The sequence below is a fragment of the Bradyrhizobium sp. genome (assembly GCF_035935975.1).
Classification (GTDB): Bacteria; Pseudomonadota; Alphaproteobacteria; order Rhizobiales; family Xanthobacteraceae; genus Bradyrhizobium.
In genome coordinates, this window is the sequence record NZ_DASYWN010000041.1 from 465,504 (window position 1) to 481,267 (window position 15,764).

The following is a 15,764-nucleotide window of genomic DNA, read 5'->3' on the forward strand; positions in this document are numbered from 1 at the left end:
TGTCCAAGCACCGCTGAAGCGAAGGTGCGCCCGTCGCCGTAAGTGACAAGGCATTTGGCAAGGCATCTGGTATGAACGGACCTTCCGCGAACCCACGCGCGGCGCTGTCGAGCGCCATGACCGATCCGTTCGGACGGACCATCTCGTATTTGCGCGTCTCGGTCACCGACCGCTGCGATCTGCGCTGCTTCTACTGCATGTCGGAAGACATGACGTTCCTGCCCAAGGCGGACCTGCTGACCCTGGAGGAGCTCGACCGGCTCTGCACCGCCTTCATCGCCAAGGGCGTAAAGAAGCTGCGGCTCACCGGCGGCGAGCCCCTGGTCCGCCGCAACGTGATGACGCTGGTGCGCTCGCTGTCGCGGCACCTCAAGAGCGGTGCCCTGAACGAGCTGACGCTGACCACCAACGGCACGCAACTGGCAAAGCATGCCAATGAGCTCGCCGATTGCGGTGTCCGCCGCATCAACGTCTCCCTCGACACGCTCGATCCCAAGAAGTTTCGCGAGATCACCCGCTGGGGCGAGATCGACAAGGTGCTGGAAGGCATCGAGGCCGCGCGCGCCGCTGGCCTCGCCATCAAGATCAACGCGGTCGCCCTGAAGAACCTCAACGAGGACGAGCTTCCCGAGCTGATGCGCTGGGCCCACGGCAAGGGCATGGGCCTGACGCTGATCGAGGTGATGCCGATGGGCGAGATCGGCTCCGGCCGCATCGACCAGTATCTGCCGCTGTCGCTGGTGCGCGCGCGCCTCGCCCAGCAGTTCACCATGACGGATCTCGCCGAGAGCACCGGCGGCCCGGCCCGCTATGTCAGCGTCGCCGAAACCGGCGGCAAGCTCGGCTTCATCACGCCGATGACCCACAATTTCTGTGAATCCTGCAACCGGGTCCGCATCACCTGCACGGGCACGCTGCATACCTGCCTCGGCCACGAGGACGCCTCGGATCTGCGCAAGCCGCTGCGCGCATCCGACGACGACATGCTGCTTGCGGATGCGATCGACCGCGCCATCGGGCTCAAGCCCAAGGGCCATGATTTCATCATCGACCGCCGCCACGACCGCCCGAGCGTCTCCAGGCACATGAGCGTCACGGGCGGCTGAAGCATGATCCGGCCCCGCAGGGCCGCGCTAGCGCATGTACTCATTATGCGTCTGGCAGACTGATGTCCGGTCATCTCCCGACAGCGGCCGAAGAGCGGACATTCTCTGAAGTCTCAGATGGGCCAGAAGCAGAAGAAGAAGACATTTCCCAAGTCAGACATCGCCCCACAACGTAGCAAGGCCGAAGGTGAACGCCCGAAAGACGAACTCATCGCGCTCGATGATCATTGGTGGGCCCATCATCCCCCAGTTTGAGTGACCGGAGACCTCAATGCCGTCGATGAAGTTGGCCTGGGGCAAGCGTATGTAGGGAATGGACGGATGTGCGTTGGGATCGGAATACTGCACGCCGGTAGGGAACTCCGAGACCATAGGCCGGCAGTACCCAAATCCTCTCGTTGCTCCGTCGCGGAAATCGATACTTGCACCAACATGCGGCCCACTTCGAAGTAGAGTCTCCGCACGTGTCGCAGCGTCTGAGGGCCACGGCAAGGCAATCCAGCCGCCAATATCGGGGTAATAAGAAGGGGCAATGAACCGCGTGTGCTTTTCAGGTCGGTCTAAACCGCGTCGGGGCATCCCTAACGTCGGCACAAATTCTGGCTGCATGACTTGATTGGCCGGATACGGCGTTGTCCCATCGTGATCCGTCAGTACGGGCCGACCGTAGGTGAATGGATGGATCGCCTCGCTATCGCGCTGCGCCGCGGGCAGCCAGAACCGCGGCCTTTCGATCGGCCAAAGTTCATGCGCACGATCTTTCCCTTGCCCGGAGAGCCGATAGCGGGCGTAGCTAAAACAGACGACTCCCATCGGAATACGCGCCGCGGGTATTCCGCGGCTCTTGAGCGCCGCCGCGCCGGTCCGCGTCCAATACGAAGAGCGTGTGATTAGATTGGCTTGCTCTCGACGAAATTGATCAAATCCCTTGCGATCGGCGCGTTCGATCGTAGCGCCGCCAAACTTCAAGACTGATAGGGGACTGTCATACGCATCGTCCGACATATAGACCGTGCCAAACGCCAGCGTCTCTGCATCGTCAAAGACGATGACGGCCGGTAACAAGTCCCTAGCAACTCCGCCGTTCTCAGTTGTCTCACCGCGGCAGGCTTGTGGCGGAAGAAGGACAAGCGCTTTGCCATCACTCATCCGCCGGCCGAACACACTTGGCGTAACCCCAAGCTCTGACGTGCGACTACCATCTGCGTAATTGATTTGACGCCCCCCGCAAGTGACAACGATATCGAAGTCTTGCGGCTCGCTTTTATAGGTAAGCTTTACTTTCAGCCGATAGTAGGTCCCGGTTTCCTGCTGTACAGATTTGACAAAATCCCAGTTGCCGCCAAGCGCTTGGATGACCGGTGAATGCTTTGCAGCAATGATTGCCGCAACAGATGCGACCACCGCGACCAGGAACAGGAGAGCTATCTTAGCCTTCATACTCGCTTCAAGGGTTCCACTGATCGCGACGGCCCAACGTGCACCGGGACGGTCTCCTCCCCCTACACGCAATACGATGGACGGCCGCAACTTACGCAACCGAAGGTTAAGGCACAGTTCGCTCAAACTGCAACTTTGTTGACTTCCGCTTCGGGTCATTTGCGGGCCTTCCCGGCCGGTCAGGTCGTGTCTGCCAAGCCCCCGAAAGCGGCCAATCCCGGATTTATGAGTACACGCGCTGGCGCAAAGTGCGCAGCGGTTTTCCGGAAAGATCGTGCTCAAACAATAACCGAAGGCGTCACTCCCGGACGCCAGGTGCATAGCCGAAGCCGACGGCGGGCTCGGCCGCGGTCTCGACCCAGACGCTCTTGACCTGGGTGTATTCGAACAGCGTCTCGACGCCGCTCGAGCGACCGTAGCCGCTCATGCCGAAACCGCCGAACGGCGAAGCGACGCTGATCGTCTTGTAGGAATTGATCCAGAACGTCCCCGCCCTGACTTGCGCGGCGACCCGATGCGCGCGTGCGACATTGCCGGTCCACACCGCGCCGGCGAGACCAAAATCGCTGTCGTTGGCGAGCGCGATCGCTTCCTCTTCGGTATCGAACGGGATCGCGGCGACGACCGGTCCGAAAATCTCCTCACGCGCGACCGCCATGCGGTTGCTGACGTCGCGTAGCACCGTCGGCCTGACGAAGAAGCCGCCCTGCCCCGCGCTGCCGTCGCTGCCGGCCGCAAGCGTCGCGCCCTCCGCGAGGCCCTGCTTCACCATCGCCAGCACGCGGGTGTATTGCCGGGCATTGTTGATCGGCCCGACCTCGGTCTCCGCCGCATCGGGCGCGCCAACCTTCAGCTTTGCGGCGCCATCGGAGACCATCTTGACGAAGCGGTCGTAGACGGAGCGCTCGACCAGCAGCCGCGAGCCTGCGACGCAGCTCTGTCCGGCGCCGGCGAAGATCGCCGACTGCGCACCGATCGCCGCGCGTGCAAAGTCGGCGTCGGCGAACACGATGTTGGCGGATTTTCCGCCGAGCTCGAGCACGCAAGGCAGCAGGCGCTTGGCGGCTGCCTCCGCGATCAACCTGCCCGTCGGGACCGACCCCACGAACACGACTTTCTTCACCGCCGGCTGGCCGAGCGCGGCCTGCCCCGTCGTGTGGCCGTAGCCCGCGAGCACGTTGACGAGCCCGACCGGAAGGCCGGCCTGCTCGGCGAGAAGCGCCAGCGCCATCGAGGTCAGCGGCGTCAGCTCCGACGGCTTCAGCAGCACACCGTTGCCCATCGAGATCGCGGGCGCGACCTGCCAGCCGCCGGTGAAGATCGGCGCATTCCAGGGCGTGATCTGCAGCACGACGCCGACCGCTTCGCGCCGCGTGTAGTTGAGATGGCTCGTCGGCACCGGGATCACGTCGCCGTGGAATTTGTCGGCCCAGCCGGCATAGTATTCGAACATCTCGGCGACCTTGGCGACCTCGACGCGCGTATCGCGGATCGGCTTGCCGGCCGAGAGCGATTCCAGGCGCGCCAGCTCCTCCGCCTTGCCGTGAATGGCCCGCGCGGTCGCCTGCATGATGCGCCCGCGCGCAGCACCTGTGAGCCGTGACCAGCCGGCTTGCGCCGCGACAGCCGCCGCGGCCGCCTCGGCGACAACCGCGTCGCCCGCATCGTGATAGGCGTAAAGCGGCGCGCCGGTTGCAGCATCATCGATCGTGATCAGTGCGCCGGCGCCAGGAACGATACGGCCCGCGACGTGAGAGCCGATCGCCGCGCAGTCCGGCCAGAACGGCGCGAGCGCATCGCGCAGCCGCGTCTCGATGAAAGGGGTCATGGTGTCGCTCACATCCTGCCGAGCTGAAGCTCGACGATCCTGTTGAAGTCTTCGGCATCGCCGATCGTGGCAGCGCTGTCCGACCAGATCCGCGAAGCTTCGCGCGCGATCGGCAAATCGAGGGCGAGCGTGCCGATGAGTTGCGTGGCGAGGCGCAAATCCTTGCGCATCAGCGCCATGGTGAAGCCGGAATCGAACGCGCCGCTCAGCACCCAGGTGGGCAGATTGACCTGGGTGACGCCGGACCGGCCGGAGCCGGCATTGAGGCCTTCGAGAAGCCGGGCTGGATCGACTGCGGCCGCGCGCGCGATCCGCATCGCCTCGGAGGCGGTGAGCAGGTGCGCTGCGCACAGCAGATTGTTGATGAGCTTGCAGACATGCCCGGCGCCGACCGATCCGACATGGACGCGCTTGGCGCTCATGTCTGCGAGAACAGGCTCGACCGCGGCGACGTCGGCATCCGCGCCGCCGATCACCATGGTCATGGTGGCCGTGATGGCGCCCTTCGGACCGCCGCTGACCGGCGCGTCGATCATCGCCATGCCGTGCGCGGCAAGCGATGCGGCAAGCCGGCGGGTGGTCTCGGGATTGGATGTGGAGGTGTCGACGACGCGCAGGCCGGGCCTGGCATGGGCGATGATACCGTCCTTCCCGGCCACCACGGTGTCGACGATCTCGGCGGTCGGCAGCGACAGGATGAGCAGATCGGCGCGGGCGCAGAGCTGTCCAACGCCTTCGAAAACCGCAACGCCTTCCGATGCGAGCACGCTGCGCGCCTTTTCCGAGGCGTCGGTCCCAAGCACCTCATGCCCGGCCCGCATCAGCGAGAGCGCCATGCCGCGCCCCATATTGCCGAGCCCAACGACGCCGACCACCGCCATGTCCCTGTCCCTCACCGTGATTTCGCCTGGGAACCATAGGGATCCGGACCGGGCCCGGACATCAGCGGCGCGATTGCCTAATGTTGCCTCATGGGCAACACTTGGGCATGACCAATGCTCTCGATGAAAACCGGCTTCGCTATCTGTTCGAGGCCGCGCGCTACGGCGCGGTGCGCGCCGCGGCCGACGCGCTCGGCGTGAATCCGTCGGTGGTGAGCCGGCAGATCGCCTTGCTGGAGCGGGAGCTCGACGCCGCCCTGCTCGACCGGCACAGCCGCGGCGTGCGGCCGACCGAAGCGGGCGAGCTCCTGATCGCGCATTATCGCCGCCACACGGTGGATCGCGACGACACCCTCGCCCGCTTGCGGGAGCTGCAGGGACTGCATCGCGGTCACATCGACCTCGTGCTCGGCGAAGGCTTCGTCGCCGATCTCATGGGCGGGGCGCTCGACGAGTTCTGGCGGCGACATCCGCGCCTGACCATTTCGCTGGAACTTGCGGGCACGAGCGAGGTCATTCGCGCCATTGCGGACGACCGCTGCCATATCGGGCTGGTCTATCATCCGCCGCAGGATCCGCGAATCCGCTCCTGCGCCGCCATCCGGCAACCGATCTGCCTGATCGCGCGCCCCGACCATCCGCTCGCGAAGCTCCGCCGCGCGGTCAAGCTGCGCGAAATCACCAGGCACGCGCTCGGGATCATGCATGCGGGTTACGGCACGCGCCAGTTGCTGACGATGGCCGAGACATCCGAGAAGATCGGTCTGTCGCCCAAGCTGACCACGACCTCGATCAGCATCCTCCGGCATTTCGTCCGCTCCGGCCTTGGCGTGACCTTGCTGCCGACCTTCTCGGTGGCGGCCGATCTGGAGGACGAATCGCTGGTCGCCATTCCCGTCGACAATCCGCTGCTCTCGGCGGCAGAAGCCCACATCATCACCCGATTGGGCCGCGAACTGCCCAATGCGGCCAGCCAGTTGCTCAGGTTCTTGATCGGCCGGATGAAGGCGTTCCAGGCCGGCCGCCGCGACCTTAAGCTTCTGCGGTCTTAAGCTTTTGAGCCGGCGTCAATTTGTCCATTTTCCGATTGACGGCAGGTGAAGCCGCTGGTTTGGTGCGACCGCCTTTGCTTGCCCGGCAGCCATAAGCCGGCCCGCCCCTTTGGCGGTCGCGGTCAAGACGGCAAGGCACGAGGGGAGGACTGACGCCGCAAAGCTTTCGGACAACGAGCCGTGCGGTCGCGTGCTTTTTGCACGCGGGCCGAGCGATGCGTGCTGATGCTGCTCCCGTGAAAGTCTAGGCCGCGACGGAGAAAAAATAAGATGCGTCCATTGCTGGCGGTGAGCAACGCCATCGACGCCCTCAATGAGAAGATTGGGTACGTCTGTAACCTGCTCGTGCTCCTCGCGTGTCTGGTGAGCGCGGCCAACGCCATGATCCGCTACGCCTTCAGCTACTCGTCGAACGGGTGGCTCGAGCTGCAATGGTACATGTTCGCCATCCTGGTGATGTTCGGCGCCTCCTACACCTTCAAGCGCAACGAGCATGTCCGGGTCGAGATCTTCTACCTCACGCTCTCCGAGCGCGGCCAGCTCTGGCTCGACATGATCGGCACGCTGTTCTTCCTGATCCCCTCCTGCCTGCTGCTCGCCTATCTGTCCTGGCCGTTCTTCATGCAGGCCTATGACGTCCGCGAGATGTCGGGCAATGCCGGCGGCCTGATCCGCTGGCCCATCAAGTTCGTCATCCCCGCCGGCTTCGTCCTGCTGGCGCTGCAGGGTGTTTCCGAAGTCATCAAGCGTATCGCGGCTCTCCAGGGCTATGTGACGATCGACGCCAAGTACGAGAGGCCGACCCAATGATCACGCTGGAGATGATGCCGCCGTTGATGTTCGGCGGCCTGGTTCTGGCGATGCTGATCGGCTTCCCCGTCGCGTTCACGCTCGCGGCGGTCGGCCTGTCCTTCGGCTTCCTCGCCATCCATCTCGGGTTCTTCGACCTCAACTTCCTGCAGGCGATTCCGGGCCGCGTGTTCGGCAGCGTGCTCTCCAACGAGCTCTTGCTCGCGATCCCGTTCTTCACCTTCATGGGCGCGATATTGGAGAGATGCGGGCTCGCGGAAGACATGCTGGATTCGATGGGCCAGCTGTTCGGCCCGATCCGCGGCGGCCTCGGCTATTCCGTGATCATCGTCGGCTTTATCCTCGGCGCCATCACCGGCACGGTGGCGGCGCAGGTCATCGCCATGGCGCTGATCTCGATGCCGGTGATGATCCGCTACGGCTACAACATGCGCTACATCACCGGCGTGCTGGCGGCCTCCGGCACCATCACGCAGCTGGTGCCGCCCTCGCTGGTGCTGATCGTGCTCGCCGACCAGCTCGGCAAGTCGGTCGGTGACATGTATCTCGGCGCCTGGGGCCCCTCGGTGTTCCAGATCATGCTGTTCGCCGGCTACACCTTCGTCCTCGGCCTGATCAAGCCGGGCCACGTGCCGCCGGTGCCGCTGGAAGCGCGCACGCTGACCGGCTGGGCGCTGTGGAAGAAGTGCCTGATGGGCATCATCCCCTCCGCCGTGCTGATCTTCGTCGTGCTCGGCACCATGATGATGGGCCTTGCGACCCCGACGGAAGCCGGCGCCATGGGCGCGGTCGGCGCCATCGTGCTCGCCGCAATCCACCACAAGGACTTCTCGGCGACTGACCGCAAGATACTCGTCGTCGGCATCATCGCCGCCGGCATCGGCACCATCATCGCGATGCTGTTCACCGAGAACCTGATCTTCAAGCTCGCCTTCGCCGTGACCTATCTCGCGGTGGCCTGGATCTGCATCTCGGCCGCGCGCATCCCGGACCTGCGCGACCTCATCAAGCAGGGCTACGAATCCACCATGCGGCTCACCTGCATGGTCACCTTCATCCTGATCGGCTCGACCTGCTTCTCGGTGGTGTTCCTCGGCGTCTCCGGCGGCGTCTGGCTCGAGCATCTCCTGACTTCGCTGCCCGGCGGCGTCTGGGGCTTCCTGATCTTCATCAACCTCTTCATCTTCTTCCTGGCGTTCTTCCTCGACTTCTTCGAGATCGCCTTCATCATCCTGCCGATGATCGCGCCGATCGCGCAGAAGATCCTGGGGCCGGTGGTCGGCGACGGAGCCGCGCTGATCTGGTTCGGCGTCATGCTCTGCGTCAACATGCAGACCTCGTTCCTGCATCCGCCGTTCGGCTTCGCGCTGTTCTACCTGCGCGGCGTCGCGCCGAAGGAAGTGAAGAGCTCCGACATCTATTGGGGCGCGATGCCCTGGATCGGCCTGCAGATGATCATGGTGCTGATCGTGATCGCCTTCCCGATCACGGTAACGGGCCTGCTCGACAAGCCGGTCAATGTCGACCTCGACAAGGTCAAGATCGAGGTCCCGCAGATCGACCTGCCCCCGCTGGATCTCGGCCCGCCGCAGAAGTAGCGGAGCGCGTTTCCTTCCTTCTCCCCTCATGTCCGCCGAAGCCTTGGCGAAGGCGGATATGAGAGAAGGTCCATCGACGACCCCGGCCGCCGGTCTCGACCGACGCCGATGTTTTGCATCGCGCTGACTTCTCACGAGCACCATCAAAAGGGCGTGTGCTTCCCGATTGAACGGTGCTGGCGCACCGGCGTTGTGCCGGATCCCTCGAAATTTTCGTGTTCACGCTCGCCATCGGCGTATGATCGCAGCCACTTTCAGAAATCCATTACGACGCGGACTAACCGACCAATTCTATAAATCACTTTGCAATTCATATCGTCCGCGCCTCACGCAAGCGAGGTTGCCATGGACCAGGATTTTCATCAAGCAATTGACCGCCAAGCACGACAGCATTGTTCGGCAGCAGCACATCATCGTAGCCGCCGTTTCCTGATCACGATTTTCTGCGCCGTGTGCGTATTCCAGTTCGCGACTGAAGCTGGTGCGCAATGCAGCGCACGAGACGCATTGCAGAACCAGCTGAAGCAGAAGACGGCTTCGTCAAGTCATGCGCCGGTCACGCCAGTCAGATCGATTGCCGATCTTCCGGTGTGGAAGAGGATTACTCTCGGCAATTATTCAGATTCGCGCACCCTTCGAAACGCCATGGATGCAATCGGCTGCCACGTCGGCGGATTGGCTGCGGAAATCCTCGCACGGCCGGCCTTCATCGTCAGTTCTACGGAAATGAAAGTGGAGCTCGTCACTGTGTCGGCGGCCGCACTCGGCTTTGAGACGGACACTGTAACCTTGGCCGCAATTTACGAGCGCGCCAAGCGGCTGGGTTTGGGGATTGCCGCAGCGGAGGTCGGTCCCCAGTTGAGGCTTCAATATCTCGACCAGCCCTTGGGCGAATTTCTCGTCATTGGAATGGACCCGATCAAGACCTGGAGCGGCGAGGAGGCCATTCTGAATGTAGCCAATGGCGGAGCCGGCCTCATCCTCATAGGCCAGGATGGCAGTGCCGGCGCCGCGATATCAGTGACCTCTCGCTTCGTATTCGAGCGGCCGAACGAAGCTGTGCTGGTCGACCAGCTTGAGCAGCCAGCGGCATTCCTGCCGCCATGAACACAAACGCGAGCGAGCCGGGAGACCGAGGGATTGTCTCGACGCGTCCCCTCTCCTACAAGGGGAAAGGCGCAGCGTAGGTGTCGCGTAACAAGCGCCGGAAACATGGGCATACCGGGCCATCATCCAACCTATGGTTCGCCGCGCATGTCCCGACCGCATCCTGCTTCATCGCTCGCTCGTCCGTTGAACACGTCACTCTGGCTCGCCTGTGCCGCAACCATGGCGGCGCGCATTCCAACGATGCCGAATATGTGCAAATCAACAGCAGTCTTTGCCTGACCACGCGCATGATCATGGATCTGTCGACCGGCAAGCTGAAATAGCGGTCAGCTTCGGCCGAGGGCGGAGGACCCCTCCTCCGCCAGCCGAAACCGCAGCGTGAACTCCGCGCCGCCACCGGGCAGATTCTCCACCGCCACCGTCGCGGCGTGATCGTCCGCGACGCCGCGCACGATCGACAGACCGAGGCCCGCGCCGTCGCTGCGCTGGCGGTCGCGGCGCCAGAAGCGCTGGAAGATCAAGTCGCGCTCGGCCTCCGCGATGCCGGGACCGCAATCGCGCACGCGCACCGCACCGTCCTCGCTCACCTCGACGTCCACCGCGGTGTCTTTCGCGGTGAACTTGATGGCGTTTTCGGCGAGGTTGAAGATCGCGCGCTGCAGCATCTCGGCATTGCCGTGGATCAGCACCGGCGCGTCCGAGCCCTTCAGCGCGATGTCCTTGTGCTGGGCGATCGCGAACGGCGCGATCGAACCGACCACCTCGGCGCAGACGGCGCGCAGATCCGCGGTCTCGCCGGGATCGAGCACCAGCGTGTCGAGCTCGGCGATCTCCAGGAGCTGGGCGACAATGCGGCTCATGGCTTCGATGTCGGCATGCAGCTCCTGTCGTGCCGCGCTGTCGTTAAGCGTCTCGATCCGCGTGCGCAGGATCGTCAGCGGCGTGCGCAATTGATGCGCGGCATCCGCCGTGAACTGGCGCTGCACCCGAAAGCCATCCTCGAGACGGTCGAGCGCCTGGTTCACCGCCGTGACCAGCGGCATGATCTCGCGCGGGATCTGCTCGGTCGGCAGGCGGACGTCGGTGCGCGCCGGGCCGATATTGCTGGCCTCCTCGGAGGCCTTCCAGAGCGGTGCGACCGCGCGGCGGAAGATGACGATGTCGATGCCGAGCAGCACCAGCAGGATCGGGATGGTGATCCACCCCACCCGGCGGAAGAAGTTCGAGATGATGTCGTCGATGATGACGTCGCGGTGCGACAGGTCCTCGGCGACGCGGATGCGCACCATCTTGCCTTCGATCACGCGGCTGACGCCGGCGCCGGAAATCGTCTCGGACAATCGAGGCGCCGGCTTGTTGTCGCCGGCCTTCCGCCGCGACGAGAACAGCAGGTGGCCGTCGGCATCGCGGATGTCGTAGAGATAGCGGCCATAGGCTTCCGAATAGAGCCCCCTGAGACTATCAGGCAGGTTGAACGTCAACGTGCCGTCCGCCTGCGGGACGATGCGCTCGGCGAGCACCTCGGCCTGGGCGCGCATCGCGTCGCGATGCAGCTGGTCGACCTCGGAGTTGAGCAGCCAGAACAGCACCAGCGGCAGGAAGATCGCGACCATCGCGACCGCCAGGATGTGCAGGAACACGATGCGCCAGATCAGCGATTTGAACGTCGGCGATCTCGCCGCGATCCCGGCGCGAAGTCCGACCTCGGCCACGCTATTTCTCCTCGGCCATGAGATAGCCGACGCCGCGGATGGTGTGGATCACCACCTTGGCGCCGTGCTCGGCGAGCTGCTTGCGCAGCCGCGAGACGTAGACCTCGACGGCATTGGAGGCGACCTCGCCTTCGAGGCCGAAGATGTGGTCCTCGACGTTCTTCTTCGGCACCACCCGCCCCTGCCGCCGCAGCAGGATCTCGAGCACCGAGGTCTCGCGCGCGGAGATGATGCGCGGCTGGTCGTCGACGAAGATCTGGCGGCTCTCGGTGTCGTAGACGAGGTTGGCGAGCCGCAGCGAGCGGCCGAGCAGCTGCCCCGGCCGGCGCAGGATCGCCTCCAGTCGCGCCACCAGCTCCTCCATCGCGAAGGGTTTTGCCAGATAGTCATCGGCCCCGCTGCGCAGGCCGCTGACGCGGTCCTGCAGGCCGCCGCGCGCGGTCAGCACCAGCACCGGCAGCGGCTCCATCTGGCGCCGCAGCTCGCGCAGCACCGACAGGCCGTCGCCGTCGGGAAGCCCGAGGTCGAGGATCATCGCGGCATAGCTGACGCTGCTCACCGCCTCGCGCGCCTCGGCCGCGCTGCCCACGATGTCGCTCTCGTAGCCCGCCGCCGCCAGCCCGGCGGCCACGAGCCGCGACAGCTCGGCATTGTCCTCGACGATCAGAAGGCGCATCGCATTCCCGGCATCACCGCACGGCTCGCGCCGCATGCTTGCTCTCTTCCACCATTCCGGGCGCCTCGGCCAGCGAAAAAGCACCTCCCGTTGATCGCCCCGCCCTGTCAGGTTCGTGTAAGCTGAGCAGGAATGCACCATCCGCGAACGCCCTCGCGACGATGCGCCCAGCGGCTTGCCTTGAGGCTCCCATCGCATGCGCGAGCAGACCGGCCGGAAGCCGCCGGAGTGAAGCCGATGCAGCAATGGCTAACGATGTCTCACAAACCATAACACGCACTCCCCGCGCGTCCGCGGGATGATCCGGAACGAAGCACCGAGGCAAAGTCATCCCAGGCAAAGGAGAGGTTCCATGACAACGCTCATCAAACCGCCGGCCGCCGCTGCGATGGTCATTTCGACCGGCGACGTCGTCGATCGCGACAGGCGCAGCTTCCTCACCGCGGCTGCGGCAGGCATCGCAGCCGCCGGCGCCGCGACGCTGCTCCCGGTTCGCCCGGCGCCTGCCGCGACCAGCGAGGCGATCCGCCCGTTCAAGATCAAGATTCCCGACAAGGCGCTCGCCGATCTCCGCCATCGTCTCGCAGCGACACGCTGGCCCGACAAGGAGACCGTCGACGACGGCTCCCAAGGCGTGCCGCAGGCGACGCAGCAGCAGCTCGTCCGCTACTGGCAGACCGACTACGACTGGCGAAAGATCGAGTCCCGGCTGAATGCACTGCCGCAATATCTGACCGAGATCGACGGCCTCGACATCCATTTCCTGCACGTCCGCTCCAAGCATCCAAATGCGCTGCCGATGATCGTGACGCACGGCTGGCCCGGCTCAGTCATCGAGCAGCTCAAGATCATCGATCCCCTGACCAATCCAACCGCTTATGGCAGCAGCGCCGATGACGCCTTCCACCTCGTGATCCCATCGATGCCCGGCTACGGATTCTCGGGCAAGCCGACCATGACGGGCTGGGATCCGCAGCGCATCGCGCGGGCCTGGGTCGCGCTGATGAAGCGCCTCGGCTACACGAAATTCGTCGCACAGGGCGGCGATTGGGGTTCGCCGGTCTCGAACGAGATGGCCAAGCTCGGCGCGCCGGAATTGATCGGCATTCACGTCAACCTGCCCGGCGTCGTTCCGCCCGACATCTTCAAGGCGGTGGCTTCAGGCGAGCAAGCGCCGGCCGATCTGTCGGACGAAGAGAAGCGCGTCTTCGCCCAGCTCAAGCTCCAATTCACGAAGCGGCGCGCTTATGCGCAGATCATGGGGACGCGTCCGCAGACGCTGTCGGCGCTTGCGGATTCTCCCGCCGGCCTCGCCGCATGGCTGCTCGATCACGGCGACGGTTACGCCCAGCCGGCCGCGGCAATGGCTTCGGCGGTCGCGGAACACACGGTCAACGGACATTCCGCGGGAGCGCTGACGCGCGACGACGTGCTGGACAACATCACGTTGTACTGGCTGACCAACACTGCGGTCTCCTCGGCCCGCCTGTACTGGGAGAACAAGATCAATCTCTATCTGCCGGCCAATGTCACGATCCCGGCCGCCGTGACGGCGTTCCCCGGCGAGAGTTTTGTGGCGCCGCGGAGCTGGGCCGAGCGGGCCTATCACAAGCTGATCTACTTCCATCAGGCCGAGGCCGGCGGCCATTTCGCAGCCTGGGAGCAGCCCGCGATCTTCAGCCGTGAAGTTCGCGACGCCTTCCGCTCGCTCCGCGGCTCAACCTGACCGCGACGACGGCGCACCTTGCGAAACGGTCCCACTCAGGCGAGATAACCTGACATGCCATCCCACAGCAGCTTGAGCGCGGTCACCACCAGGAGGCCATAGCAGGCGCGAAAGATCTGCTGCTGGTCCAGCCGCCCGTGCAGGCGCCAGCCGAGCCAGACGCCGGTGGGAATGGCGAGCAGGCAAATCGCCATCACGATCCATTCGCTGCCGCTCGGCCGCGTCAGCAGCAGCCACGGCACCGCCTTGGTGGCGTTGCCGACGGTGAAGAACAGGCTCGTCGTTCCCGCATAGACTTCCTTGCTGAGGCCGAGCGGCAGGAGGTACATCGCAAGCGGAGGCCCGCCGGAATGCGCGACCATGGTCGTGACACCCGAGGCGAGACCGGCAGCGACCGCCTTGGGCGTCGAGCGCGGCGCAAGGATCACCTTCGGATCGCGAAAGAACCACAGGCCGACGAAGATCAAAGTGACGACCGCCATCACGATTGCGACGGCGCGATGGTCCAGCACGCGAAACAAGAGATAGCCGAGCGCGATGCCGATCACGAGCCCGGGTAACAGCAATACGAGGTCGGGCTTCGACCAGGTCGACGGCTTCCAGTAACGCAGCGCAAACAGGTCCATCGCGATGAACAGCGGCGCAAGCAGACCTCCCGCCGTCACCGGATCCATCACGAAGGACAGCAGCGGAATGCCGACGATGGAGAAGCCGCCGCCGAATGCGCCCTTCATGAAGCAGATCAGGAAGACGCCGGCGAAGGCGATGAGGATGGTGGTGACCGTCAGATCCATGAGTTCGTCTCCGCGATCACCTCGCGACCCGCTTCTCTGAAGCATGATCCGGAAAAGTGCGCAGCGGTTTTCCGAAAAAGATCATGCTTGAACAACAACCTGAAGCGCGATGACGATTCATCCTGATCTCATCGCGCTTTAGGAAGCCTTCCGGCGCGGTGTGTCCTCGGTCTTGAAAAACAGGCGGGGCAGCGCTGAGGGCACCCCAAAGACCAGTCCAAGGAACGCCAGAAACAGGTCGAAGTAGCTGAAGTCCACGTGTCGCTCCGTAGTCCGGGCGAACCCGGTGCAATTTGCTGATTGATTGGAATATGCTCCGATGCGAAATTCAGTACAATAACAACATTGCTCTCGGTGCAATTTGAGCGACGTCCACCGGCTTCAGCGGCACGCCAAATACTCCCGAACATTCCGGGCAGAACCATCCTGCGGCATGCCGGTTGTCTGGACGGCACAGCCCTTGGATCGTTCGGTCATGTACCGCCTGCTCTATTTCGCCGCGTTCCTTGCCGTCACCGGCGCCGCTTCGTATTGCTGATCGCGTTCGATAGATTGATCGGCGGCTGATGCCAGCCGTGCCTTGCTGCGTTGACCAGACAACAATCGCGAGCGTCCTAAGGCTGTTCCTCAGGACACAACCGCGCGATCAGGAACGAGCTGCCGGCCGCACCGGCAAGCATGAACGCCACGGCGAGGACGCCCGCCGGCAGCGAGATCAAACCGCGCTCATGGGCGGTCATCGCGGCGGTGCCAAAGGTCATCCAGCATCCCGACCCGATCGCGTTCGCGACGGCCTGCACGAATGCGCACCGCGTCACCGGCTGATAGTTCAGGAACCTCCAAAGCAGCGGCCCGCCCGCAAATGCAAGCGTGAAGACCCATATGAGGATCAGCGTCGGGATGTGAAAAAGGCTCGTCAAGCTGGAGGACAAGGCAGGCACCCTGAGGCAACCAGCTTTTGACGCCCCGGGCCGGGAACGGGTTCAAGCGTCCCTATGGCGGTCAAGCGGAGCCGGCGATAAAACGCCGAT

General features: G+C 64.1%; 13 protein-coding genes and 1 pseudogene. 7 read left to right on the forward strand and 7 right to left on the reverse strand.

The window, feature by feature from the left end:
- The first annotated feature begins 71 nt into the window (after positions 1 to 71).
- On the forward strand, positions 72 to 1,106 hold the full coding sequence (gene moaA / locus VGR99_RS25035; RefSeq protein ID WP_326902239.1) for a GTP 3',8-cyclase MoaA: 1,035 nt from the start codon (positions 72 to 74) through the stop codon (positions 1,104 to 1,106).
- 153 nt (positions 1,107 to 1,259) lie between these two features.
- On the opposite strand, the gene VGR99_RS25040 is transcribed toward moaA, so the two are convergent.
- The 3 genes and pseudogenes from VGR99_RS25040 to VGR99_RS25050 all read right to left on the reverse strand — a co-directional run.
- Entirely contained in the window at positions 1,260 to 2,546 is a 1,287-nt protein-coding gene (locus tag VGR99_RS25040) for a hypothetical protein (RefSeq protein ID WP_326902240.1), read from the reverse strand.
- A 298-nt stretch (positions 2,547 to 2,844) separates the two neighbouring features.
- Entirely contained in the window at positions 2,845 to 4,374 is a 1,530-nt protein-coding gene (locus VGR99_RS25045) for an aldehyde dehydrogenase family protein (RefSeq protein ID WP_326902241.1), read from the reverse strand.
- An 8-nt stretch (positions 4,375 to 4,382) separates the two neighbouring features.
- A pseudogene (locus VGR99_RS25050) lies at positions 4,383 to 5,309 on the reverse strand (NAD(P)-dependent oxidoreductase); the annotation flags it as partial.
- A gap of 53 nt (positions 5,310 to 5,362) precedes the next feature.
- On the opposite strand from VGR99_RS25050, the gene VGR99_RS25055 reads away from it, so the two are divergent.
- The 5 genes from VGR99_RS25055 to VGR99_RS25075 all read left to right on the forward strand — a co-directional run bounded on the left by VGR99_RS25055 (position 5,363) and on the right by VGR99_RS25075 (position 10,148).
- Positions 5,363 to 6,307 carry a LysR family transcriptional regulator gene (locus tag VGR99_RS25055; RefSeq protein ID WP_326902242.1) on the forward strand — a complete coding sequence of 315 codons (945 nt, stop codon included), beginning with the start codon at positions 5,363 to 5,365 and terminating at the stop codon, positions 6,305 to 6,307.
- A gap of 270 nt (positions 6,308 to 6,577) precedes the next feature.
- Positions 6,578 to 7,117, forward strand: coding sequence for a TRAP transporter small permease subunit (locus VGR99_RS25060; RefSeq protein ID WP_326902243.1), 540 nt, complete (start codon positions 6,578 to 6,580; stop codon positions 7,115 to 7,117).
- Entirely contained in the window at positions 7,114 to 8,715 is a 1,602-nt protein-coding gene (locus tag VGR99_RS25065; protein WP_326902244.1) for a TRAP transporter large permease, read from the forward strand. The genes VGR99_RS25060 and VGR99_RS25065 overlap by 4 nt, the downstream gene beginning before the upstream one ends.
- A gap of 345 nt (positions 8,716 to 9,060) precedes the next feature.
- Complete coding sequence (locus VGR99_RS25070; RefSeq protein ID WP_326902246.1) at positions 9,061 to 9,822, forward strand: hypothetical protein; 762 nt, start codon at positions 9,061 to 9,063, stop codon at positions 9,820 to 9,822.
- Positions 9,823 to 9,902: 80 nt separating this feature from the next.
- Positions 9,903 to 10,148 (forward strand): hypothetical protein, encoded by a 246-nt coding sequence (locus VGR99_RS25075; protein ID WP_326902247.1) that lies wholly within the window; start codon positions 9,903 to 9,905, stop codon positions 10,146 to 10,148.
- 3 nt (positions 10,149 to 10,151) lie between these two features.
- Here the strand turns inward: VGR99_RS25075 and VGR99_RS25080 are convergent, their stop codons facing one another.
- Positions 10,152 to 11,537: an ATP-binding protein gene (locus VGR99_RS25080; protein ID WP_414645165.1), complete on the reverse strand. Its 1,386-nt coding sequence runs from the start codon at positions 11,535 to 11,537 to the stop codon at positions 10,152 to 10,154.
- A 1-nt stretch (position 11,538) separates the two neighbouring features.
- On the reverse strand, positions 11,539 to 12,213 hold the full coding sequence (locus tag VGR99_RS25085; RefSeq protein WP_326902444.1) for a response regulator transcription factor: 675 nt from the start codon (positions 12,211 to 12,213) through the stop codon (positions 11,539 to 11,541).
- A gap of 352 nt (positions 12,214 to 12,565) precedes the next feature.
- On the opposite strand from VGR99_RS25085, the gene VGR99_RS25090 reads away from it, so the two are divergent.
- Positions 12,566 to 13,939, forward strand: coding sequence for an epoxide hydrolase (locus VGR99_RS25090; protein ID WP_326902249.1), 1,374 nt, complete (start codon positions 12,566 to 12,568; stop codon positions 13,937 to 13,939).
- A gap of 35 nt (positions 13,940 to 13,974) precedes the next feature.
- Here VGR99_RS25090 and VGR99_RS25095 read toward each other — a convergent pair whose 3' ends face one another.
- Complete coding sequence (locus VGR99_RS25095) at positions 13,975 to 14,733, reverse strand: sulfite exporter TauE/SafE family protein (RefSeq protein WP_326902251.1); 759 nt, start codon at positions 14,731 to 14,733, stop codon at positions 13,975 to 13,977.
- A gap of 614 nt (positions 14,734 to 15,347) precedes the next feature.
- Positions 15,348 to 15,494 (reverse strand): hypothetical protein, encoded by a 147-nt coding sequence (locus VGR99_RS25100; protein WP_326902252.1) that lies wholly within the window; start codon positions 15,492 to 15,494, stop codon positions 15,348 to 15,350.
- Positions 15,495 to 15,764: the final 270 nt, after the last annotated feature.